Source organism: Parabacteroides distasonis ATCC 8503, assembly GCF_000012845.1.
Lineage (GTDB): Bacteria > Bacteroidota > Bacteroidia > Bacteroidales > Tannerellaceae > Parabacteroides > Parabacteroides distasonis.
In genome coordinates, this window is record NC_009615.1 from 1,182,045 (window position 1) to 1,204,433 (window position 22,389).

Genomic DNA, 22,389 nt, shown 5'->3' on the forward strand with positions numbered 1-22,389 from the left:
TAACTTAGAGGCAATCGAGGAAATGAGCTTCTTGCATTTCTTGCCGATTGTCTCTTAAAGCCATCACCTTATTTTTACTTCTTTGTCGAGTGGAAGAGCTGCGAACCAAATTGTTCAACATATTATCGGAGGCCCTGTCTATTTTAGATACTGATATCCGGCCAAGATAGATCTCGATAGTCCGTAGGGACATATGTCCTAAGGATTGGCTGATAATGCCGATTTCTGAATTCGCCTCCAGCATCATGGAAGCCCAGCTATGCCGCATCACATAGGTAGTGAATGGCTGTTCGAAGTGTAATTGCTCTCCCATTTTCTTTAAGTGGCGGTTCACTCTCCGAAGCGCGGACTGAGCCGTGACTTCTCCCTCTCCGCTGATTTTCTCGTGTAAGAAAGGGAATATCCACGGGTTATTGAAACGCCGATAAGAGAATATGATGTTCTTTATCTCGGGGGTGATCTTTACTTGCATCGCTACGCCAGTCTTGCTACGTACGTAGTGGATATAATCATCGTTTATATTGCTGTGTCGCAGATTAAAGACATCCACGAAGCACATACCTCTAGCGTAAAATAAGAAAAGAGCCAAGTGAAGGGCCGTACAGGCGTATGGGTTTTTGGGCCGCTCAAGAGTCGCCAGATTTTGTAGGTCGAGACTTGGCAAAGCCCTTTTCCGGGTGGGTGGGACCTTTATCTGCAGGCCAGAGAACGGGCTTTCTCTCGGAACATCCATTTGTTTATCTTGGGCGATCTTGTTGTACATTGTCTTTAGATTACGAATGTAGAAGTCCAAACTACCCGGTTTCAAGGGAGCCTGTTTCCCGTCTTCCCCTTGCATCAACCATAAAAGATAGTGATGAAGAAAATCGGTCGTTAAGTCGGCAAATATAAATTCCATTACCCTCGGACCTAAAAAGGTGGATAATTTATTCCATGCGCTTCGATAATTCCCAGCGGTTCTTCCTTTCCCCTCATCGATTTTACTATTGATCAATTCTTCTATACATTCCTGTAGCAAAGGAGAGTTGTCTGTTGTTTCTATATTCATATGATTACTATTTATGGATATAGAATAACGAAAATAGAAAAGATTGGTTTTATCAAAACCTCCCCTTACCAATTGTGGTAGAGGAGGCTTTATTTTATTTATAGTTTATTTGAAAGCTTTCTCACTAATTCCGTCTCCATCGAGCCTCAATCGCTCCATATAATCCGGAACGGTACGGCCTAACGCTTTATCTACGTATAGTTTAGCCAAGTATTGAGCGAGCATGAAGCCGTGACCTTGCAAACCTACGAATAGTCCGTTATCCGGATCGATAATGTAGCGAGGCTCTACATAATAACCGGACCATGTGGCTTGTACGGGTACTGTGGCTAACGATGGAATCCAATCGCAGAACACCTCGGAGATGATCTCCATGAAACGACGGGTATTAAACTTCAACTCATCAAAGTTGCTGATCTCCGCTTTAGCGTCGACAGCGGGGGAGGCGCAAGCGATAATCTGTCCGGTCTCGGCGAATTGCTGACCGTAGACAGCGGAGAAGTCGTTACGTTTCCGGCGGTCTATCAACATATCGAGGATATCCCCGTTTTTACCCAGATTCGGTAGGCGATGGGTAATCAACGCTTGGTGCTTGACCGGATAGAGGCCGGTGTAAAGGCCTAGCATGCGGGCGAAACGCTCGGCGCTATAACCGAGGGCGTTCACGAAATGATCGCATTCGTATTCGATGTATCGCTTATCATGCGTATATAATAAGACGTGATATTTTCTACCGTTTTTGTGTACTTCCACTAGGTGTGTGTCTTCCCAAACCTCACCTTGCCGCTCTTTGCCTTTGTTTCGTATAAAGTCTATCACACGCCCCGGGGTAGCTTGCCAACAATGCTGGGAGATTTGTGCGGCGAAATAGGTGTTTTGGTTCGTGTTGAAGTAGGGGGATACCTCTTTCTGAAAGTCTTTCTTGTCGATCAAATAAGCGTTGGACCAACCGCAGGAACGTTCCAGATCATTGTAGGTAGCCTCGTCGTGGGCGAACGTGATATAGCGTATCTCACGGTAATGGATATCGTATTCTTTTTGTGTCTCCTCGAATATCGTTTGGTTATTACGGGCGATCTCCGCTAATTCGGGGATCGAGAACGCTGGACGACCACCACCGATATTACGCCATGATGATCCTCGATCCGCATTAATAAGCACGGTCTTTTTACCGGCTTCCGCAAAATAACGGAACAATGCGCTACCACCTATACCTCCGCCGGCGATTAAGACTTCCGTCTTACGAACCTGCTTTCCAGAATCTACTTTATAGGTATCCGCTATCTGACGCTGTGGATACATTTCCCCTAGGACGAAGCGAGTAGATAGGGGAGCACGGGGGGTAGCGTCGCCTACCAGTTCGATACCTTTTTCCCTTAGTTTCATGCGTAGGCGGGGTATGCAGCGTTTTCCACGGCATGGCCCCATTCCTAGGCGGGTGATATGTTTTACCTCGTCGACGGAGATATATTTACGATCCCCAATGGCGGAAAGTAGCTCGTCCAAAGATACGTCCTCGCAATGGCAAACATAGGTCTCCGACTCACACTCCGGCTCTTGCTTGAAGTCGATCTCCTCCGGATAGTTTTCTTTTACGATGAATCCTGTGATATTCAATAAGGCATCGTTTTCCATTCCTGCCGCTTTCACACGGGCCACGTTTGTTTTTGTCGGCTTCTTTAATACTTTCTCAATGATACCTTCGCCTTGTTTCTTCCCGTTATCATCGACAAGCCACACCTCGGCACCTACTTCTACCTCGTATTCTACCGGTAAGAATAAGTTTTGCTTCCGGGTATCGTAGCCGAAAATAGCCAGCCCCGGACAATGGGATACGCATTGCATACAGCCGGTACATTTTTCGTAATCGATCTCGGGCGTTACGCTGGTGGAGCTTTTGGTGATTGCCTTTTGAGGACAAGCGAAAGAGCAAGGGTTACAAGCGAAACCGTATAAGCAATCCAAGCGAACGAAAGGGCGTTGGGCTTGACGCTCGGGAGTGGGCCTTGGGGACTCTTCCTTGATGCGGATCGGATGTTGCTGGGAGTCGATGTATTCCTTAGATATTTGTAAGTAATCGTTGTAGTTGAAACGTACGCCTAGCTCTTGGGCGATCTCATAAGCGGCTTGCTTTCCTCTTAGTACGGCGGTAGTACCTTCTCCGATCCGTACGGCATCACCTACGCCGGCACAACGTTTTCCAAATGTATATTGGCCTTTGGTTAGCAATTGGTTGTCGGGAATCAATCCTGTACATATATTAATGACATCAATACCATCGATCACTTTCTCTGTTCCCGGGATTGGCTTGAAGTTCTCGCATTCGCAGACAACCGCGCCGGTGATACCTGTCCGATCCAGGTTTGGAATGGCTTTCAAAAGCATATGAGAGGTATAAATAGGTATGCCAAGGCGGCGAATTCGATTCGCTTGTACCGGAAATCCACCTTCATGGGGCATCGCCTCTAAAATAGCCTTGACTTTCGCTCCGGCTTGCATCAATTGGTAGGACGTTAGGTAACCTATATTACCGGCGCCTACTGTCAATATGTTTTTGCCGAGTAACGTGAATTCAGCGTTCATCATTTTCTGTACGACTGCCGCTGTATAAACTCCGGGCACATCATCATTCTCGAAGGTCGGCATAAAAGGAACCGCACCGGTAGCGACTATCAAGGCTTGAGCTTCTACATAGAAATTTTTATGGTTAAGCATGTCTTTTACGGCGATACGCTTATTTTGTAGGATATCCCAGACCGTAGAATGTAAGAAAATACCAGAGTGGTCGTCTCCGGCTAAAGTTTTCGCGATATCGAAACCACGCATACCCCCAAAGCGCCGCTCTTTCTCGAAAAAGAAAAATGCATGGGTTTGCATCAAAAATTGACCGCCGATCTTATCATTGCTATCGATTACGATGCTGTTCAAGCCTAGTTCTTTTAAGGTTTCCCTACAAGCTAATCCAGCGGGGCCGGCACCAATGATGGCCACATCTGTTCGATAGATCTCTACCGGTTCTTCTCTGGGTTCTATTTGGGAATCTGTCGTATAATTCTGTACTGTTATTTCCGATACTTCCTTTACATTGTCTACTTTCGTAATACAGATACGCTTTACTTCTCCGTCTACCAGCATTTCGCAGGCGCCACATTTACCGATACCGCAATTCAGCGAACGATTGCGGCCATTTACGCTATGACTGTGTACTGGATAGCCGGCCTGATGTAAGGCGGCGGCGATGGTAAAACCCTTCATTCCCGTTACGGGTTTGCCATTGAATAAAAAAGTGTGTTCTCCCTCTTGTGGAATTGTTAAAATAGGATGATTAACGATTCTTTCCATAATTGCTATTGATTTAATTGGGCTAAAATTACGGATATAATTGGATAAATGTCCTAATTTTACTTGAAATCTATTCATGAAAAAGCGATTATCCCTAAAGATTTAGGAGTAATCGCCGTATTTTACTTGAAATTTGTCGTTTTGAGTAACCGCTCCACCAACCATAGCGTCGGAAGCGTTTTCATTTAATGTTAATTCTAGTGCGCTAACGATAGGAACCGTTAGAAAAGTGTTCCTCATCCGCTTCCGCATTCATCCGGAAGGCAAAAAGCATTATCATAAACAATAATATAGAAAATAACTTCTTAATCATGCCTCAAACCGATCAATCATCATTTTTATCTTTGTTTGTAAAACAATTTGCAGCTTGAAATGTTTTATATTCAAACAGTCGATAAAAAGAAAAGCTCTCAGACTAAAAGAAATTACTGGTGAACCTTTTCAAACAATCTTCTGTTATACTATAAAATGACTCAGAAGTCACCTTGATAGTAGTCATCGTATAATAATTTGTTAGTAGTATTTGTTTTTTCATATAAGTAGAGTTTGTTATTTGTTTGGTCCGCATGTAGCTGTGAAGCTGGATGCGGATTTTTATTTGTTTCCGCATGGAATCTGGCTTTCAATAGAATTTAGATGGCTAAATATATCGTTTTTGTCTAACTCTGTTTGCTCAAAAACAGATAATTTGTTTCACAAATGTTTTACAAGGGTTATGGCAATGAATTGGGACTTTTGGGGCATAATTACCCAAAAATGTCCCATAAAATCCCGTAATATCCCAATTCATATGTTAATGCTAAAATATAAGATGTTGTGTGTCATGACTATCTGTAGATAGGCGAAATTTGGCATATCCGTTGTTCTATATCTATTGATTACGTTAATATGAATAGATTGTTTAATTAAAAATCAAGAGTCATGAAAAAGGTATTAGTTGCAGTAGTATTGATGATGGGTATTGGTAGTTTCAGCGCATTTGCCGCAGAGACAAGTGTTGATTCAGTGGTAATCGCTTGTGAGGTTAATCAAGATGACTTTGTTAAGGTCGAGGTAAAGGATCTTCCGGGAGTAGTTACGCAATCCATAGAGAAATCTTATCCGGATTCAGTGATCCAAGAGGTATATGTTGCGGAAAAGACTAAAGGGAAACTCTTTAAGGTGATTTTGGTAATCGAGGGCAAGGAGGCTATCGCTATCTTTAATGAAAAGGGAGAAGAGATGAAGTAGTTATTAATGAATAAGATAATCCAAGATACTCTATATTTGTCCCAATAACCGTATGCAATGAGCGTCTACCACTTTTTAGGTAGGCGTTCTTTTTTTCTTCTATTCCCATTCTCCCTTCCAAATGGGAGATCATTGTACTTCGACACTACACTGGCGATTCAAGTCCAGATTTTTTAATTAGCTTGAGAAAGGGACTGTTTTTTGAATTTCGGTATTTATTTATTGATTATCAATAAATATTTGTTACATTTGCAACGTCGTTTAAAATTAACATCATACGTCATGAAAAGAATTTCAACAGCATTTCTTCAAACAGTTATTGTTCTTATCGGTATTGTGGCACTTATTATTTTGATTTGGTTTCCCTTAACTGAGGGACGAGCCACACACCTAGATTTATTTAGTACTTACGCTGATCCATTTATCTTATATGGATATGGAGCGTCAATGGCTTTTTTTGTTGCGTTGTACAATGCTTTTAGGTTGCTCGGTTATATTGGGCAAAATAAAGTATTTTCAACAAACTCTGTAAAGAATTTAAAGAACATAAAGCATTGTGCGATCTTACTAAGTATTTTAATCGTGGTGGCAGGACTATTTATAAGGTTGACCCATAATACAGAAGATGACCCCGCAGGTTTTCTTGCCATTTGTATCGTAACTACTTTTGTCGCTATCGTAGTTGCGACAGCCGTGGCTGTATTTGAAAAATTATTGCAAAATGCGATAGATATGAAATCAGAGAATGACTTAACAGTTTAATTATGCCTATTATTGTAAACTTAGATGTAATGATGGCAAAGCGGAAGATTTCTTTGAACGAACTTTCTGAAAGAGTTGGTTTGACATTATCTAACCTTTCTATCTTAAAAACGGGAAAGGCGAAAGCAATTCGTTTTAGTACCCTAGAGGCAATTTGTAGAGCATTAGACTGTCAGCCAAGCGACATTTTGGAATATGTAAATGATGAGAAAAAAACAACATAAGGAATCAACACTTTGATGCGGTTCAGTCTGCTTATTAGTATAATACAACTTTATGTAGTGCCTAACTCTTGTAAGAGTTTGTTATTTTGGATCCGCATGTAGCAGTGACGCTGGATGCGGATTTTTATTTTCTGTTTTATTTTGGCTATTGAAATTCATCAAAAGCATAAACATTATGACCTTTAATCTGGTTGTAATAATATAAGGTATTAGTTTAAGGCAATATATCCACTTCCGCTTCACCTGTGAAGGCCGAGCGGTTTGGTTTTCTAACTTTACTTCATGGCGTTTAAATCCTGTTCATGCAAGACTTAAGCGCCATTTTTCTGTACTTTCCCTTGAAAACTTTATGGGATCTACTCGGTATCTTTATTTTCAGTTTCTAGTTCCTTGATCTCTTTATTCAGAAAGACAGACAGAACTGTTCTCAGCACGACTATTCCACCTAAAATGGCCAATTCATTAAGTGTTGGCTCCAATACTGTTTTTAAGATATCTGACGCTATCAAAAATTCTAGTCCGAGAAGTAAGTATGTACCGAATACAGCTCTTAGTTTTCTTATGTTAGTAATGGAATAATTACCAGTAAGTCGCTTAAGCTCATTTCTGAAAAATGAGATGACTCCGATTAATGCACCATAGGTGACAATCAGAAGGCTTGTCACACTTATTATTGTCGCTAAGGTATTTAAAAAAACAGTAAGCATAAATAGACCATTTTATAACCATAACATAAAAGGCCTATAGAATGTTTGTTGGAAGGCCCGCAGGTATGGTAGGTTTTCGGACTCACACTTTTACCCGTATAGGATCAATCATGGATAAAAAACAACCTGATAGTACAAAACTTGTAATAAGATGAGTGTTCTTAAAGTGAGTAATTATCTTTTAGGAAAAATGGATTATTTGTCACGTATAAAAAGTGATAATTCAAGTAAGATACTAAAGTATATAGAGTCTTTTGTCTGGATGATAAATCATGCGGGTAACCGTAGGCTAAGTTATGTCTCTGATAAAGATTATGAATTGATGCAAAAATTATTTGCGATTATTTATAGGAATAGTATTGTCCATTGAGTAGAATCGAAAGTCTTTTTTAACTTTAGGCTAAATCAAAAGAATTTAGCCTAAAGTCATTGATAGTGTCGTAGAATCTTTAATGATTACAAACCTTTGTAATATCTACCGTGAAACCATTTTCGACAGGCATGAATTTCCCCTTTTGTTTCAGAAATACGATTAACTCATCCGCATCCATATTTTCCGCCGAACAAGTATAGAAACGCTGATCCTCACCAAAAGTCTTAACGATCGCTTCTTTTAAAGAAGCTTCTGAATAACTATTACCCTCCATCATATGAAGGACTTCGTGTGCATGTAACTGTTCCATAAATCAAATTACTTAATTATCGGATACAAAAATAAGGGGTTTATCCGTATAAAGGTGTAACAAATGTGACACCCTTTCAACTTTAGGCTTTTCTAAACAAAAATTAATCAAACCTGTTTAAATGATAGGACGTCTTATTTTTTAAGAAATAAAATATATCACAATATGAAACGTATATTCTTCATGACATTGTTTGTCGCATTAACGACAATCACATATAGTCAAACGGATGATAAAGGATATGAGGAAGGCAAATGGGTACTGAAAGGTGTGACAGGTTTGAACTTGTCGCAAACGGCGATGTCGAATTGGTCGGCTGGCGGTGAGAACTCTGTTGCCGGAAATGCGTATCTGAATGGGGCATTAACACATAAAAGCGGTGACTGGTTATGGGTAACCAATCTCGCTCTCGATTACGGATTATCAAAGACTAAATCGCAGGGAATGAGGAAAAGTACCGATAATATAACCCTGTCTACCCAATTAGGATATTCCACCAATAATGTATGGTATTATACGTTGATGGGAGATTTAAACACCCAGTTTGCCAAAGGATATAATTATCCGGATAAGACACATTATATATCGAACTTCTTTGCGCCGGCGTATTCGAATATCTCCGTAGGTATGGAATATCGTCCCAAAAGCAATTACTCGGTTTATCTTTCTCCGGCTTCCACGAAGATGACTTTCGTGGAGGATGATTACCTTTCTGAGTTAGGAGCTTTCGGGGTCGATCCGGGAGATCGCTTCAGAATGGAATGGGGAGCTTACCTGAAAGCTCGTGCGGAATTAACCGTGATGGAAAACGTGAACTTGATTACGACTGCGGACTTTTTCACTCCTTATAGCGATCAATTCGGAAATATCGATGTCAATTGGGATGTATTGATAAGCATGAAGATTAATAAATTCCTGTCCGCTACACTCAATACGACGCTTAAATATGATAACGACGTGAAAACTTTTGAGGATAATGGAGAGAAACGGGGGGCGAAGGTCCAGTTCAAGGAAATATTAGGCATAGGTGTCGCCTATAATTTTTAAGTGGCATTTACTTGCAGAAAATTCATAGTTATGACTACTTTCACTCATAGCTATGAATTTTTTTATAACTATGACTTTTTCTTGTAGTAATGATAACGCTCCAACACTTCCCGCACGTAATTATATGTTTCTGAGCCACGCAAGTATCCATGCTTGCAAACAGGATCGTTATAATACTCGGGATCATTTTTCAAACGAATATATTCCGCTACATTATTATCCCATTTATTGGGATCTTTTCCATATTTTCGGGCCAATCGCTGCGCATCGTAAATATGTCCGATCCCAGCGTTGTAAGCCGCTAGGGTAAACTTGACTTTTTCTTCAGGATCCGTAATCTCAGAAAAACCTTGACGGAAGCGCCGTAAACAATCTACTCCCGTACGGATTCCCGTATCCGGATCTTTCAATTCATGCGGGGTGACACCTAATGCCTTCGCCGTATTTGGCATGATTCCCATAAGCCCCTCGGCACCGGCCCACGATACAACCGTAGGATTGAAATGAGACTCTTGATAGGAAATAGACGCCAGCAGCTGCCAATCCCATCCGATGTTTTTCGCATGTTTCTTGAATAAAGGGTCATACGGGGAAATATGTCCATTCTTTACCTCCGGAATATCTGCGGTAAAAGGTTGCTTGCTTAATTCAAAGTACCGCTTAGTAACTGCCTTGAAAGAATGTTTACCCGTTTTATCGGAAGCCCATTCATCGATCGCCTTCGCCAAGTCCGGACTACTTTTCCTTACCACCCATGAAGAACGTTGGGGAAAACTAACCTTTAGGTCGACATTGATATTCCAATAATAAGTCTTGTTTAGGCGGGCGGTGTTATCATCGCTGATCGTATAGGGAATTTCGCCCAAGGAGACCATCTCGATAAGATCTTCGGTAGCAATGGAGTCATTTTCCACTTTTTGGATATGGATTCCTCCGCCGAGTTCCTCATCCAAGTTCTTCAGTCGTTCGGAGTATTTGGTGTTAGGCTTTACGTAAACATTCTTATCGATTAATTGAGTGACATCGGTAAGAAGCTTATCGCCTTTATTGGCCCGTTGTATCAATACTTGACTGGAGATATCCTCCCGGCCGCAATAAATGACCTCTTGTTTCAGCTTGTTATTGATTGGGATAGGGTAGGCTACAACATCGACCTCGCCGGCTTCTAGCATCTCGATCAGACGGGCAGGATTCTCGGCGACCTTGATGTTTAATTTCAAACCTTGGCTCTTGGCAAAATCGTTTATCAGATCGTATTCGTAACCCATGGGTTGCATCTTATATTGGAAGTAGGAGGTAGAACTGTATAAAGTCACCGCCGTGATCTCGCCTTCCGCTTTCAGTTGCGGTAAATCCACGAAAACGGAAACGTCCTCTTTCTCCTCTTGTTTGTTACCGTTGCAACCATACAAGAAGAACAAAAAGAGCAGAAAGGGGACGTATTTCCTATACATTATATTATATGTTTATTTTTTCTCAAGCAAAACCACGTTCTCCACATGATGTGTATGAGGAAACATATCGACCGGACGGACTTTCTTGACGGAGTATTTCACGCTCAACAAACTCAAATCGCGGGCTTGCGTAGCAGGATTGCAGCTAACGTAAACGATACGTTCCGGCTCGGCGAAGAGAATAGTGTTGATCACATCATCATGCATACCGGCACGTGGTGGATCGGTAATAATAACATCCGGACGTCCGTGTTGGTTTATGAAATCCTGCGTAAGGATATCTTTCATATCACCGGCATAAAAAAGCGTGTTCTCTATATGGTTCAAGGCGGAATTCACTTTTGCGTCCTCGATAGCCTCCGGTACGTATTCGATGCCGATAACCTTCTTTGCTTGGCGAGAGACGAAATTTGCGATCGTACCTGTCCCGGTATATAAATCGTACACCATCTCATTTCCGGTAAGACCCGCAAATTCTCTAGCCACTTTATATAGATTATAAGCCTGTTCACTGTTTGTCTGATAGAAAGACTTAGGACCTACCTTGAATTGAAGCCCCTCCATCTCCTCGATGATATGATCTTTTCCCTTGAATACGAGAACTTCTTGGTCGGTGATCGTGTCATTACATTTGCCGTTGATGACGTACATCAAGGACGTGATTTCCGGGAATCGTTCCGCCAGATGAGATAATAACGCTTCCCTGCGCTCTACATCCTCATGGAAGAAAACCAATACGACCATCAAATCCCCAGTGGATGCCGTACGGATCATCAACGTACGAACGAATCCCTCTTGGTTCCGTAAATCGAAGAAAGGATATCCCTCATGAGATAGGCAATATTCCTTGACGCAAAGACGGATCTTGTTCGATATATCATCTTGCAACCAACATTTATGGATGTCCAATACCTTATCGAACATCCCCGGTATATGAAACCCGACACCATTCATGCAATCGAAAGAAGCACCGGACTGGATCTCTTCCTCCGTAAGCCATTTCTTGTTTGAGAAAGTAAACTCAAGCTTGTTCCGGTAGAAAGTCGTGCGCTCGGAACCTAAGATCGGAAGTTTCTCTTCCATTTCGACTTTCCCGATGCGGGTAAGATTATCGTAGACCTGTTTTTGCTTATAGTAAAGTTGTTCCTCATAGGGAAGATGTTGCCACTTGCAACCTCCACAGACACCGAAGTGCTCACAAAACGGCTCCGCACGTTTGGCCGAGTACTCATGGAAATATACAGGTTTCCCCTCCGCATAACTATTCTTCTTACGGGTCAGTTGAATATCAACCACGTCTCCCGGAGCGACGAAGGGTACAAATACCACCATATCGTTCACTCTCGCGATAGCCTTGCCCTCGGCGGCTACGTCCGTAATGGTTACCTTTTCTAATATAGGCAACTGTTTCTTCTTTCTTGCCAATGTCGTTAAGTTTTAAATTCGCTTCGCGAAAATACTTACAATTCCGCTAAGAACAAAGAGCTTCGTTCTATATACTTAAATGAGTCCGGCAAACAGTTCTCGTTATTCTATCAAGATTGATGAAGATATGATTATGGACAGAAAGGGATGTATAGTATGTGTTTATAAATCAATATATTGCAGTTTCTTAAAATTTCTTATAAGGAAAACTTTTGTTTTGCTATAGAAAAACTTTAGTTCCACTAGGGAGAAACTTTAGTTTCATGCTGTAGAAACTAAAGTTTCTTCAGCAAAAAACTCCTGAGTCTTCCTATTGGAAATAAATAGACACAAATAAAAGAAAAAGATCATATAATTATATGTAAGGGGCAAAGAGATAGGCGGGAAATCCGATGGGAAATGGAAGCGTCAACAAACTTCCGCACGCAAATGTAAGCATTTGCTGGATATAAATGGTAAAGAATAGTTGTAAAACATGTAAAAATCTTTAACGCTATTCGTGCTTGCAAAGTAGAAATAGCATATATTTGCAGCATTGCAAAGTTGAGATAGCAATATAACAGTTGAAATCAACAAAACTAGAATCTAAATTCAATACTGTCGAATATGGAAAGAAAAAGAGTTTACACGTTCGGAAATGGAAAAGCCGAAGGTAAGGCAGATATGAGAAATCTGCTGGGTGGTAAAGGCGCTAACCTTGCCGAGATGAATCTGATTGGTGTACCGGTTCCTCCGGGATTCACGATTACAACAGAAGTTTGTATAGAGTATTACGAGTTAGGCAAAGATAAAGTCGTAGAGTTGCTGAAAGCGGATGTTGAGAAGGCGATCGCTAATATCGAAACGTTAATGAACTCTAAGTTCGGTGATGTTGCCAATCCTCTGTTAGTTTCAGTTCGCTCCGGTGCCCGTGCGTCCATGCCAGGTATGATGGATACGATATTGAACCTTGGCTTGAACGACGAGGTAGTGGAAGGATTGTCTCGTAAGACGGGCAACGCTCGTTTCGCTTGGGACTCTTATCGTCGTTTCGTTCAAATGTACGGAGATGTCGTATTAGGCATGAAACCGACAAGCAAAGAGGATATCGATCCGTTTGAGGCGATCATCGAGGAAGTAAAGAAAGCGAAAGGCGTTAAGTTAGATAACGAGCTTGACGTTGAAGATTTGAAAACATTGGTCTCTAAATTTAAGGCAGCCGTTAAGGCCCAGACCGGACAGGATTTCCCGACTTGCGCTTATGAACAATTGTGGGGCGCTATCTGTGCCGTGTTCAATAGCTGGATGAATGAGCGTGCTATCCTGTATCGTAAGATGGAAGGTATTCCAGACGAGTGGGGAACGGCGGTTAGCGTACAAGCCATGGTATTCGGTAATATGGGCGATACTTCCGCTACAGGCGTTTGTTTCTCTCGTGACGCGGGTAATGGTGAGGACTTGTTCAATGGTGAGTACTTGATTAACGCTCAAGGTGAGGATGTTGTAGCAGGTATCCGTACCCCGCAACAGATTACGAAGATCGGTTCACAACGTTGGGCTGAACGTGCCGGAATCTCAGAAGAAGAACGTATTGCTAAATATCCGTCCATGGAAGAAGCCATGCCGGAAATCTATAAGCAATTAGACGCTATCCAAGAGAAATTGGAAGATCATTATCGGGATATGCAAGATATGGAGTTTACCGTACAAGAGGGTAAACTTTGGTTCTTGCAAACCCGTAACGGCAAACGTACCGGTGCCGCTATGGTGAAAATCGCTATCGACTTATTGCATCAAGGCATGATCGACGAGAAAACAGCGTTGAACCGTATCGAGCCGAATAAACTGGATGAGTTGCTTCACCCAGTATTCGATAAAAAAGCCGAGAAACAGGCGAAAGTATGGGTAAAAGGTTTGCCGGCTTCACCGGGTGCCGCTACCGGACAGATCGTATTCTTCGCTGATGATGCCGCTAAATGGCATGCCGATGGCAAAAAGGTTGTCATGGTCCGTATTGAGACTTCTCCGGAAGACTTGGCCGGTATGGCTGTCGCCGAAGGTATCCTTACCGCTCGTGGAGGTATGACTTCTCACGCCGCTGTCGTGGCTCGTGGCATGGGTAAGTGCTGTGTATCCGGCGCTGGTGCCTTGAATATCGATTATAAGAACAAGACTGTAGACGTCGATGGCGTAACCTTGAAAGAAGGTGATTATATCTCTATCAATGGTACGACCGGGGAAGTCTATGTAGGACAGGTCGAGACGAAAGCGGCAGAGTTGTCAGGTGACTTCGCGGAGCTAATGGCTTTAGCCGATAAATATACAAAATTACAAGTTCGTACAAACGCTGATACGCCTCACGACGCTTCGATCGCTCGTAGCTTCGGTGCCGTTGGTATTGGCCTTTGCCGTACGGAGCATATGTTCTTCGAAGGTGAGAAGATCAAAGCTATGCGTGAGATGATCTTGGCCGAGGACGCTGAAGGTCGTAAGAAAGCGTTGGCGAAGATCCTTCCTTATCAGAAAGAGGACTTTAAGGGTATCTTCAAGGCTATGGCCGGATGTCCTGTTACCGTTCGTTTGCTCGATCCTCCTTTGCATGAGTTCGTTCCTCACGATTTGAAAGGTCAAGAGGAAATGGCTGAGACAATGGGCGTGTCCGTTAAGGAGATCCAAAAACGTGTGGAATCTCTTTGCGAGCATAACCCGATGTTGGGTCACCGTGGTTGCCGTCTAGGTAATACATATCCGGAAATTACGGAAATGCAGACTCGGGCCATTTTAGGTGCCGCTTTGGATTTGAAGAAAGAAGGTATTGAGGCTAAACCGGAAATCATGGTACCATTAACAGGAATCTTATATGAATTCAAGGAACAAGAGAAGGTGATCCGTACCGCGGCCGAAGAGCTATTCAAGGAAGTTGGCGATCGTATCGAATTCAAGGTAGGTACGATGATCGAGATTCCTCGTGCGGCATTGACAGCGGATCGTATCGCTTCCAGCGCCGAATTCTTCTCATTCGGAACGAATGATTTGACTCAGATGACATTTGGTTACTCTCGTGACGATATCGCTTCCTTCTTACCGGTTTACTTAGAGAAGAAGATTTTGAAGGTCGATCCGTTCCAAGTACTAGACCAAAATGGTGTAGGACAGCTGGTTCGTATGGCAACTGAGAAAGGTCGTGCCATCCGTCCGGATTTGAAATGTGGTATTTGCGGCGAGCATGGTGGTGAGCCTTCTTCCGTTAAGTTCTGCCATAAAGTTGGCTTGAATTACGTATCATGTTCACCTTTTAGAGTGCCCATCGCTCGTATCGCAGCGGCGCAAGCGGCTCTAGAAGACTAATCAAGGGGTTGATTTTTAATAGTTTAAGCACACGATAGGCAGGAGGGTGGATTGAGTGATCAATCTACCCTCTATTTTTTTATAGTCATATGGTATAATCTTATATATCAGGATATTGAAGTGGTGGGGAAGGCAACAAAACGACTAGTTTAATCGTTCGTTTTAATTAGTCGTTTGCAAATATCGCAAAAAACATTTACTCATGAAAGTCAAAAAGACTTTAGAATATAATTTTGATGCGGTTTTTGGGGTATTTTACTAAACCTATATGTTCCCTATAAAATAATCGATATAAACGACTAATTAAAACGAACGATTAATTCATTCGTTTTTTATGGCTAAACCCTCTTTTTGCATAAATATAATGAGAACGGATATATATGAAAACGACATTAGGCATAGAGTTCGAGCTTTTTTTTCCTCAGATAAGTCATCGTGCCAAGATCGGCTGCGCAAAGTATGATTTGTCCACTGGGGAAGGAGTGGCGATGGAACAATGGTATCTGAATATGGGTGAAGTTCCGGGAACTCCATTGAGCCAGATAGTAGGCATATATTCCAATGTCAAGCCAGAAGACCGTGAATGCTTGAAAACTTCCTTGAGCCGACTTGTCCACGGAGAAACTGATCATGATCAACGGGAAGCCCGGGTCAAGGATGGCGAGGGATGGAAATGGATTCGTCTGGATATAATGGAGGCGGGTCTGGAGAAATCAAGCCCCATCCTATTACTGATGAATTATGATATATCTGAACTGAAAGCGATGGAAGAACGAATGCTGAAGGCCGAGAAATCAGAGCGTTTGAAATCCTCCTTTTTGGCAAACATCAGCCATGAGATCCGCATGCCATTAAACGCTATTGTCGGATTCTCTTCTCTTTTAGGGGATGAAGAGGATGGTGAGCTAAGACAAGAGTATATTAATCTTATTCAGACCAATAATGAGTTATTATTGGGTATCGTTAATGATGTATTGGATCTGGCTAAGCTCGAGTCTGGTACCATGACCTTTGATTTCATGGAATTTGATCTAAGACAACTTATTGTAGAAACGGTAGCTTCTTTCCAGATCAAAGTACCGAGAGGAGTAGCTTTGACCTATCCGGCATCTTTGGATTCCTTTTTATTACGCTCCGACCGTATCCGTTTGAAACAAGTTCTTGGCAATTTTATAACAAACGCAATTAAGTACACCTCTATAGGTAGCATCATCTTGTCATATCAAGCCATGGAGAACGAGGTTCTGTTATCCGTGACCGATACGGGGGAAGGAATGTCGGAGGAAATAAAACTTCATGTGTTCGATCGTTTTTATAAAGGACGAAACCAAAAGCAAGGCATAGGGCTTGGACTTTCTATCTGCCAAAATATAATTGAAAGGCTGGGAGGGCGTATCGGTGTTTCTTCTGAGCAGGGAAAAGGCTCTTGTTTTTGGTGCACTTTACCAATCTTTCCCCCAAAAGATACCTATTAAATAAAGAAAATACCGTATATTTGTTTTTGAAAGAGAAACGAAAAAACAATTTCTACGTATGGAGCGGTATTTAATTATAAAAACAAGGGATGAGTTGTTGCGCATTAAGATTGGTCAGATCCTTTATTTTGAAGCAGACAGGAACTATACGAAACTATTGTTGTCAAATGGCATCCAATTTACCTTCGCTATAAATATCGGAAAAATAGAAGAGATCTTAGAGAAGCAGGTCGCTGGTTGTAACAAGATATTAATGCGTGTCGGAAAAAGTCATATCATAAATAAAAATCATATCTTACAAATAAATCTCCCTAAGCAGCGTTTATTATTATTGACGGAAGAGGGTAAGCCTAAAGAGTTGGTAATATCCAAGGATCCGTTGAAAGTGCTGAAAGATAATCTTGAGAAGGAGATGGGAAAGCCTCAAGAGGAAGAGGAAAAGGAATAAGACGATGATTATAAAGATAGGAAAAGCAAAAGACAACGATTTTATTGCAAACGATCCTCATGTAAGCCGCCATCATGCCCGTCTGATACGTGAGGATGGTGGCAACTTATTATTGGAGGATACGGGATCTACTAACGGTACGTTCGTGAATGGTGCCCAGATCGTAAAGAAACGTGTTACTCCTACGGATCATATTCGCTTGGGGGATAGCTATGTATTAAATCTTTCCGAGGTGCTTAAATACAATAATGATTATAGCGATGAATTTGCCGCATTGAAAAAAGTCTACGATGATTATATTCAAGCAAAAGTTAAGATTCAATCCTCTAATCAGTTTAAGACCAGATTATTTCAATCCTTACCATTTGCTTTGCCCGGAATAGTGGGGGTCGTGATAGGCTTCTTAGGGAAAGGTAGCCCGGAGCTATTCGGCATCAGCCTCCTGATAACGATTTGTGCCCCTACGGTAGGAATCTATCTAGGAGCCAAGCAGTCGGCCAAGATTCCCCAGCAATTGCAGGATATCGCCAATCAATTTAAGATAGACTATGTTTGCCCGAAATGTGGGACATTCTTGGGTGAGATCCCTTGGGAATCATTGAAAAACCGAAAGCAATGCCCAGTTTCTTCCTGTAAGGCCAAATGGGTGAGAGAATGAGCCTTTTCTTTTCGTATAGTAAAACAGCCTCTTTTGTACATGAAACCCAAATGTTTGATTATAAGAGAGAATAACAAGTTTATTAATCCATTGCTTTTTGTACTTTTGTTTTCGGAATATTAATATATTAGGAACAAAGGTTATGCAAGAAGAGGAATATACATTCGTAACTTTAGACGGCAATGACGTCATGCCAGCGGATGCTGTCATAATAGACGTGGAAGGAGGAGGTGTCGACCTAGGCGACGCCATAGTTATAGACGATAGTAGCATCGAGTCTTTCGATCATTCAGACTTTATAACATTGGCGGACGATACGGTTATGCTTTCCGATACAGATATGATGGATCTGTACTCTACGGATATGGATGGCGCAGATATTTCGTTTATCGTATGATCGCAGTTAAATGTCCACATTGCCATGTAGGATTAAAGGTAGCCGAGGGGAAGATTCCCCTCGGCATTACCTCCTTTAAGTGTCCGAAATGCAAAGAGCCTATTCCTTTGTCCTTATTATCCGAGAAAAGTAATCATCAGGAAGTCGATTCCGATACGATTTTAGTGACACCTGTCAAGACTGGAATCGGCAGACTGACGGTTCTTCCAGACGCCGATACACCTGAACAAGCGTTTCCTCTTCACGAAGGGAAGGTTGTCATTGGCCGGAAGTCGAACGCCTCACAAGCTACGATGCCAATTATCACGGCTGATCGCACGATGAGTCGCGAGCATATTTGCATTGAGGTGAAAAAAGATTCAAAAGGTGGATATAAACATTTCCTTACCGACAATAATAGTAAAAACCATACGTTATATAATAACAGTTACCTAGAGAATGGCGAGGTGGTCGTGCTCAATGATAATGACGAGATTATTATTGGTCGCACCGTCTTACGTTTTAATGAATAAAACTCATTTGTTATGATTATAACGATCGGTAAGCCATGTGCTATTACGGAAAAAGGAGGCAGATCGAATAACGAGGATTCCATTTACCCGCTTCCCGAACAAGTGACCCTTGACCAAAAATTGTTTATGGTTTGCGATGGTGTGGGTGGAGCCGAGAAAGGGGAGGTAGCCAGCTCATTAGCTTGCGAGTCCATACAAACTTTCTTTTCTACGTTCCTAAAGGATGATCCCACGCCAGAGTTTATCCATAAAGCCGTACATTATGCGGAAGTCTGTTTCGACTCCTATGTTCAAGAGCATCCGGAAGCGATGGGTATGGCTACTACGCTCACCATGGCCTATATCGCTTCTTCCGGAATCGTATTGGCTCATATCGGAGATAGCCGGATCTATCATCTGAGGAAGGGGGAGATTTTATATCAAACAGAAGATCATTCATTGGTAAATTCGTTGGTTAAATTAGGTAAGATCACTCCGGAAGAAGCGTTAACCCACCCCCAGCGGAATGTGATTATCCGGGCTATACAAGGCACTCATACTCCAACAGAAGCGGACATTATTACCTTGAACGATATTCAACCCGACGATTTCCTCTTTCTTTGTACGGACGGGGTTCTTGAAAGACTGAAGAATGAAAAGATTGCAGAGATATTTAATGGTCGTTTATCTGTTCCGGAAATAAAGGACGCTCTCATGGAAGCCTGTGACGGCAAGACTCGGGATAATTTTTCTTTTTATATCATAACTATTCAAAAAGTGGAAGATAGCATGGGTTTTAAGCAAAATATTCTCTCTTTTCTTTATTCTTTTATATAAATAACGTACTTTTGGCAGATTAAATGGAATTATTCAAGGTTATGAATCTGCCAGACGGACATCTTCTTCAAAACGGAAAATACAGACTTACTCATGTGGTTGGTCAAGGTGGTTTTGGCATAACCTACAGAGGAGTTTGGTACACAGAGGTTAAAGGATCTTTAGGTACCGTAAAGACGGAGGTCCCTATCTGTGTCAAGGAATATTTCTTCAAGGATTATTGTTATAGAGAACCCGGTTCCCAAGCCGTAAAAGTACATTCGGAGACGGGAAAGGTCTTATTTAACAAGTTCAAGGAAAAACTGATCAAAGAGGCAAAGATCCTATCGGAAGTTCACCATCCCTATATCGTAAACGTGTTGGAGGTTTTCGAGGAAAACAATACGGCTTATATTGCCATGGAGTATATTTCCGGCTTCTCGCTAAAATATATGCTTGAGAAAAACGGGATATTGCCCGAAGCTACGGTCCTTAAATATGTACGGCAAATTGGCGAGGCGTTACAATTCGTTCATGATAAGAGTATCTTGCATCTGGATATCAAGCCTAGCAATATCTTGATCGATAAGAACGGGAACGCCCGCTTGATCGATTTCGGAGTCAGCAAACGTTACGATATCGAGCAGGAAGAGACCAGCACTACGATGTTAACCCTTTCTAAAGGATTCGCATCCATAGAGCAATACGATAACGAAGGAACACAAGTGTTCTCGCCCCGTCCGGATATTTATTCCTTGGGAGCCACGATGTATAATCTGTTAACGGGAACAATCCCTACAGAATCTATACTACGTGCCGCACGTCCTTTGCGAAACCCCTCTGAAATCAATGCGGCGATCAGCCCGAAAACAGAGGCTGTTATCATAAAAGCGATGCAAATCATTCCTGCGGATCGCTTTGAGACGGTGGGCGAGATGTTGGCGTCTTTGGATTTTTCTCAAGCGGAAAAGGAAGTTCAGGTTGTCCCAAGTCCATCTCCCGAGATTGTGAATGAGGAAACAACGGTGGTTTATTCATCACCTGTAGATTCTAAATTAGTAGGATCGGATGATGAAGAGACTGTTGTCAATGTGGCTAATCCACCTGCCGTGGAGCCAATAACAGAAAAGAATAATTCCAGAAAGAAAATAATTCCTATCGGAATCGCTATATTTGTCGTTGTAGGATCCGCTACGGCTCTTTTAGTGCATAGCAATAGGCCCACAAAAGAGGTTGTCGAGAGTATTGATTTACCTTCAGCTGTGGAGCCGGATAGCAATGTCTCAAAAGAAGTAGAAATGCCAGATCACCCAGTTCTACATACGGAACCTCCTATCTCTGAGATAAAGAAAGCGGAGAAACAAGAGCCTAAAGTGGAAGAGAAACGACCTATGGAAACAGAGCATACGACAGAAGAGAATGTTCTCCCGGATCAGCCATCGGAAAATGAGATGAATGAGAAATATAACTCGTTAATCGCCTCCGGTAAGGAAAAAATGGCCAAAGCTGATTATTCGGGAGCTAAGAAAGATTTGTCGGAGGCAAAGGATACGAAACTTACGGAAGAGGTAGTCCGGTTGATCATCGCTTGCGATGAGAAAACCGAGGAGAAACGTATAGCGGACAAAAAGGCCCTGTATGAGGAGAAAATGGCTTTCGGACGATATAAGATCGTACGCAAGAAGTCAAATAACAGATACGGGGCGATCGATTCGAAAGCCGAGGAACGTATTCCTTGCAAATACCTAAGTGTCGGTATCGCGGATAACGGCCGGGCATTCGAACGGGAAGACAATTTGTTTGATATTTATAATTCTGACGGATCATTGATTAGCGAAGGCCTTACTTATTATTGATTGTAATATTATGAACAACTAAACATGTATTTACCTATTATATGAAAAGACTTTGGATATTGATGATATGTGCGGTATTTCCCCTCGGACTGCTGGCGCAACAGCGTACGGAATACAACCGTAAGGGAGATGAAGCGATGAAACGTCTTGATTATAGTGACGCTAAAATGTGGTACGAGGAAGGCGTATCGCAATGCGACGCATACAGTATTGATCAGCTGACTACGATTTGGCTTTCCAACGAGCGAATGCGGCCTTCCATGCGTAGCTTGATGAATAAATGTTTAAACTGCCTGACGGTCAAAGCTACGGAAGATGATCCGGATGCCATCTCTAAATTAATCATTTATTATTCGGAAGGTATCGGAACCCCTAAAAGTGAGGAGCTAGCAACCTATTGGAAAGAATACCAAGAGATATTGTTAAAGCCGGCGGAACCGGCGGCCCAACCAATAGATTCCGCGGCGGTATCCCCTAAGAAACGAATGGAGTTTTTCGCGGGATACTCGTATTCGATCGAATCTCCTTATGGAATCACGGTAGGAGGTATGGGGCAACGCTTCGGTTGGTATGTCCGTTTCAAGACGAATATGTCTTTTATGAATTATACGGACGAATGTAATAACCAAGGGCAGATTATTAAGTTCTCTAATTCGGAAGGGGAATCTTATGAGCTTAATACAGGTAAATCCTCGAAGACAAATAGTATAGCCGGAACGGCCGGTTTAATCGTAAAATGCTTTCCGTGGTTATATGCCTCCGTTGGTTTGGGATATGGTGAAAGAGCTTTACTACATTCGTTCACGACCCATTCCTATGAAAACTACGACAGTACACGAGAGGTATGGTGCCGGAATATTGATTCCTCATACAAAGGGGTCGCTGCCGAGGTTGACTTGATGATGAAAATAACGAACTCTGTATTTATTAGCGTTGGATGCAACACGGTTAATTTTAAGTACTTGGATCTAAACGCTGGCTTAGGTGTATTCTTTTAAT

Annotated in this window: 20 protein-coding genes; 13 read left to right on the top strand and 7 right to left on the bottom strand. The window is 42.1% G+C overall.

The features are described from left to right. Positions 1 to 4: 4 nt before the first annotated feature. The 3 genes from BDI_RS05115 to BDI_RS20710 all read right to left on the bottom strand — a co-directional run bounded on the left by BDI_RS05115 (position 5) and on the right by BDI_RS20710 (position 4,630). The gene (locus BDI_RS05115) at positions 5 to 1,048 is read right to left on the bottom strand and encodes a tyrosine-type recombinase/integrase (protein WP_009275185.1); all 1,044 of its coding nucleotides are present in this window, start codon (positions 1,046 to 1,048) and stop codon (positions 5 to 7) included. Positions 1,049 to 1,153: 105 nt separating this feature from the next. After that, positions 1,154 to 4,390, bottom strand: coding sequence for an FAD-dependent oxidoreductase (locus tag BDI_RS05120; protein ID WP_011966286.1), 3,237 nt, complete (start codon positions 4,388 to 4,390; stop codon positions 1,154 to 1,156). A gap of 102 nt (positions 4,391 to 4,492) precedes the next feature. Next, entirely contained in the window at positions 4,493 to 4,630 is a 138-nt protein-coding gene (locus BDI_RS20710) for a sodium ion-translocating decarboxylase subunit beta (RefSeq protein WP_143707255.1), read from the bottom strand. Positions 4,631 to 5,311: 681 nt separating this feature from the next. Here BDI_RS20710 and BDI_RS05125 point away from each other — a divergent pair. From BDI_RS05125 to BDI_RS05135, 3 genes are all read left to right on the top strand, one after another. Continuing rightward, positions 5,312 to 5,620, top strand: a complete 309-nt coding sequence (locus tag BDI_RS05125) for a hypothetical protein (RefSeq protein ID WP_011966287.1) — start codon at positions 5,312 to 5,314, stop codon at positions 5,618 to 5,620. A gap of 282 nt (positions 5,621 to 5,902) precedes the next feature. Then, on the top strand, positions 5,903 to 6,382 hold the full coding sequence (locus BDI_RS05130) for a DUF2975 domain-containing protein (RefSeq protein WP_010183028.1): 480 nt from the start codon (positions 5,903 to 5,905) through the stop codon (positions 6,380 to 6,382). A 2-nt stretch (positions 6,383 to 6,384) separates the two neighbouring features. After that, positions 6,385 to 6,606: a helix-turn-helix domain-containing protein gene (locus tag BDI_RS05135; protein WP_005862373.1), complete on the top strand. Its 222-nt coding sequence runs from the start codon at positions 6,385 to 6,387 to the stop codon at positions 6,604 to 6,606. Between the two features lie 356 nt (positions 6,607 to 6,962). Here BDI_RS05135 and BDI_RS05140 read toward each other — a convergent pair whose 3' ends face one another. Together BDI_RS05140 and BDI_RS05150 are read right to left on the bottom strand one after the other, a co-directional pair. Then, positions 6,963 to 7,313 (bottom strand): DUF1622 domain-containing protein, encoded by a 351-nt coding sequence (locus tag BDI_RS05140; protein ID WP_011966288.1) that lies wholly within the window; start codon positions 7,311 to 7,313, stop codon positions 6,963 to 6,965. A 449-nt stretch (positions 7,314 to 7,762) separates the two neighbouring features. After that, entirely contained in the window at positions 7,763 to 7,996 is a 234-nt protein-coding gene (locus BDI_RS05150; protein ID WP_005862370.1) for a YecH family metal-binding protein, read from the bottom strand. Between the two features lie 165 nt (positions 7,997 to 8,161). Between BDI_RS05150 and BDI_RS05155 the strand changes: the two genes are divergently transcribed. Then, a complete protein-coding gene (locus BDI_RS05155) occupies positions 8,162 to 9,043 on the top strand; it encodes a DUF3078 domain-containing protein (RefSeq protein WP_011966289.1) in 882 nt (293 codons plus the stop codon). A 68-nt stretch (positions 9,044 to 9,111) separates the two neighbouring features. On the opposite strand, the gene BDI_RS05160 is transcribed toward BDI_RS05155, so the two are convergent. Continuing rightward, positions 9,112 to 10,497 carry a transglycosylase SLT domain-containing protein gene (locus BDI_RS05160; RefSeq protein WP_011966290.1) on the bottom strand — a complete coding sequence of 462 codons (1,386 nt, stop codon included), beginning with the start codon at positions 10,495 to 10,497 and terminating at the stop codon, positions 9,112 to 9,114. 12 nt (positions 10,498 to 10,509) lie between these two features. Next, positions 10,510 to 11,922 carry a 23S rRNA (uracil(1939)-C(5))-methyltransferase RlmD gene (gene rlmD, locus BDI_RS05165; protein WP_005857064.1) on the bottom strand — a complete coding sequence of 471 codons (1,413 nt, stop codon included), beginning with the start codon at positions 11,920 to 11,922 and terminating at the stop codon, positions 10,510 to 10,512. A gap of 606 nt (positions 11,923 to 12,528) precedes the next feature. Between rlmD and ppdK the strand changes: the two genes are divergently transcribed. The 9 genes from ppdK to BDI_RS05210 all read left to right on the top strand — a co-directional run bounded on the left by ppdK (position 12,529) and on the right by BDI_RS05210 (position 22,388). After that, a complete protein-coding gene (ppdK, locus tag BDI_RS05170) occupies positions 12,529 to 15,249 on the top strand; it encodes a pyruvate, phosphate dikinase (RefSeq protein WP_005857062.1) in 2,721 nt (906 codons plus the stop codon). A 380-nt stretch (positions 15,250 to 15,629) separates the two neighbouring features. Next, positions 15,630 to 16,724: a PAS domain-containing sensor histidine kinase gene (locus BDI_RS05175; RefSeq protein WP_009017419.1), complete on the top strand. Its 1,095-nt coding sequence runs from the start codon at positions 15,630 to 15,632 to the stop codon at positions 16,722 to 16,724. Between the two features lie 58 nt (positions 16,725 to 16,782). Further along, a complete protein-coding gene (locus BDI_RS05180; protein WP_005857058.1) occupies positions 16,783 to 17,172 on the top strand; it encodes a LytTR family DNA-binding domain-containing protein in 390 nt (129 codons plus the stop codon). Between the two features lie 4 nt (positions 17,173 to 17,176). Further along, positions 17,177 to 17,830, top strand: a complete 654-nt coding sequence (locus BDI_RS05185) for an FHA domain-containing protein (RefSeq protein ID WP_005857056.1) — start codon at positions 17,177 to 17,179, stop codon at positions 17,828 to 17,830. Between the two features lie 142 nt (positions 17,831 to 17,972). Further along, positions 17,973 to 18,227, top strand: coding sequence for a hypothetical protein (locus tag BDI_RS05190; protein ID WP_005857054.1), 255 nt, complete (start codon positions 17,973 to 17,975; stop codon positions 18,225 to 18,227). After that, a complete protein-coding gene (locus tag BDI_RS05195; RefSeq protein WP_005857052.1) occupies positions 18,224 to 18,739 on the top strand; it encodes an FHA domain-containing protein in 516 nt (171 codons plus the stop codon). The genes BDI_RS05190 and BDI_RS05195 overlap by 4 nt, the downstream gene beginning before the upstream one ends. Positions 18,740 to 18,751: 12 nt before the next feature. Then, positions 18,752 to 19,555, top strand: coding sequence for a PP2C family protein-serine/threonine phosphatase (locus BDI_RS05200; protein ID WP_005857050.1), 804 nt, complete (start codon positions 18,752 to 18,754; stop codon positions 19,553 to 19,555). Between the two features lie 41 nt (positions 19,556 to 19,596). Next, positions 19,597 to 21,390 carry a serine/threonine-protein kinase gene (locus BDI_RS05205; RefSeq protein ID WP_158303811.1) on the top strand — a complete coding sequence of 598 codons (1,794 nt, stop codon included), beginning with the start codon at positions 19,597 to 19,599 and terminating at the stop codon, positions 21,388 to 21,390. Between the two features lie 41 nt (positions 21,391 to 21,431). Continuing rightward, a complete protein-coding gene (locus BDI_RS05210) occupies positions 21,432 to 22,388 on the top strand; it encodes a hypothetical protein (RefSeq protein WP_008779854.1) in 957 nt (318 codons plus the stop codon). The last annotated feature ends 1 nt before the right edge of the window (position 22,389 follow it).

Bases quoted from the DNA above. Each gene is read 5' to 3' on its own strand.
- BDI_RS05115 (WP_009275185.1), bottom strand. From the start codon at position 1,048: ATGAATATAGAAACAACAGACAACTCTCCTTTGCTACAGGAATGTATA.
- BDI_RS05120 (WP_011966286.1), bottom strand. From the start codon at position 4,390: ATGGAAAGAATCGTTAATCATCCTATTTTAACAATTCCACAAGAGGGA.
- BDI_RS20710 (WP_143707255.1), bottom strand. From the start codon at position 4,630: ATGAGGAACACTTTTCTAACGGTTCCTATCGTTAGCGCACTAGAATTA.
- BDI_RS05125 (WP_011966287.1), top strand. From the start codon at position 5,312: ATGAAAAAGGTATTAGTTGCAGTAGTATTGATGATGGGTATTGGTAGT.
- BDI_RS05130 (WP_010183028.1), top strand. From the start codon at position 5,903: ATGAAAAGAATTTCAACAGCATTTCTTCAAACAGTTATTGTTCTTATC.
- BDI_RS05135 (WP_005862373.1), top strand. From the start codon at position 6,385: ATGCCTATTATTGTAAACTTAGATGTAATGATGGCAAAGCGGAAGATT.
- BDI_RS05140 (WP_011966288.1), bottom strand. From the start codon at position 7,313: ATGCTTACTGTTTTTTTAAATACCTTAGCGACAATAATAAGTGTGACA.
- BDI_RS05150 (WP_005862370.1), bottom strand. From the start codon at position 7,996: ATGGAACAGTTACATGCACACGAAGTCCTTCATATGATGGAGGGTAAT.
- BDI_RS05155 (WP_011966289.1), top strand. From the start codon at position 8,162: ATGAAACGTATATTCTTCATGACATTGTTTGTCGCATTAACGACAATC.
- BDI_RS05160 (WP_011966290.1), bottom strand. From the start codon at position 10,497: ATGTATAGGAAATACGTCCCCTTTCTGCTCTTTTTGTTCTTCTTGTAT.
- ppdK (WP_005857062.1), top strand. From the start codon at position 12,529: ATGGAAAGAAAAAGAGTTTACACGTTCGGAAATGGAAAAGCCGAAGGT.
- BDI_RS05175 (WP_009017419.1), top strand. From the start codon at position 15,630: ATGAAAACGACATTAGGCATAGAGTTCGAGCTTTTTTTTCCTCAGATA.
- BDI_RS05180 (WP_005857058.1), top strand. From the start codon at position 16,783: ATGGAGCGGTATTTAATTATAAAAACAAGGGATGAGTTGTTGCGCATT.
- BDI_RS05185 (WP_005857056.1), top strand. From the start codon at position 17,177: ATGATTATAAAGATAGGAAAAGCAAAAGACAACGATTTTATTGCAAAC.
- BDI_RS05190 (WP_005857054.1), top strand. From the start codon at position 17,973: ATGCAAGAAGAGGAATATACATTCGTAACTTTAGACGGCAATGACGTC.
- BDI_RS05195 (WP_005857052.1), top strand. From the start codon at position 18,224: ATGATCGCAGTTAAATGTCCACATTGCCATGTAGGATTAAAGGTAGCC.
- BDI_RS05200 (WP_005857050.1), top strand. From the start codon at position 18,752: ATGATTATAACGATCGGTAAGCCATGTGCTATTACGGAAAAAGGAGGC.
- BDI_RS05205 (WP_158303811.1), top strand. From the start codon at position 19,597: ATGAATCTGCCAGACGGACATCTTCTTCAAAACGGAAAATACAGACTT.
- BDI_RS05210 (WP_008779854.1), top strand. From the start codon at position 21,432: ATGAAAAGACTTTGGATATTGATGATATGTGCGGTATTTCCCCTCGGA.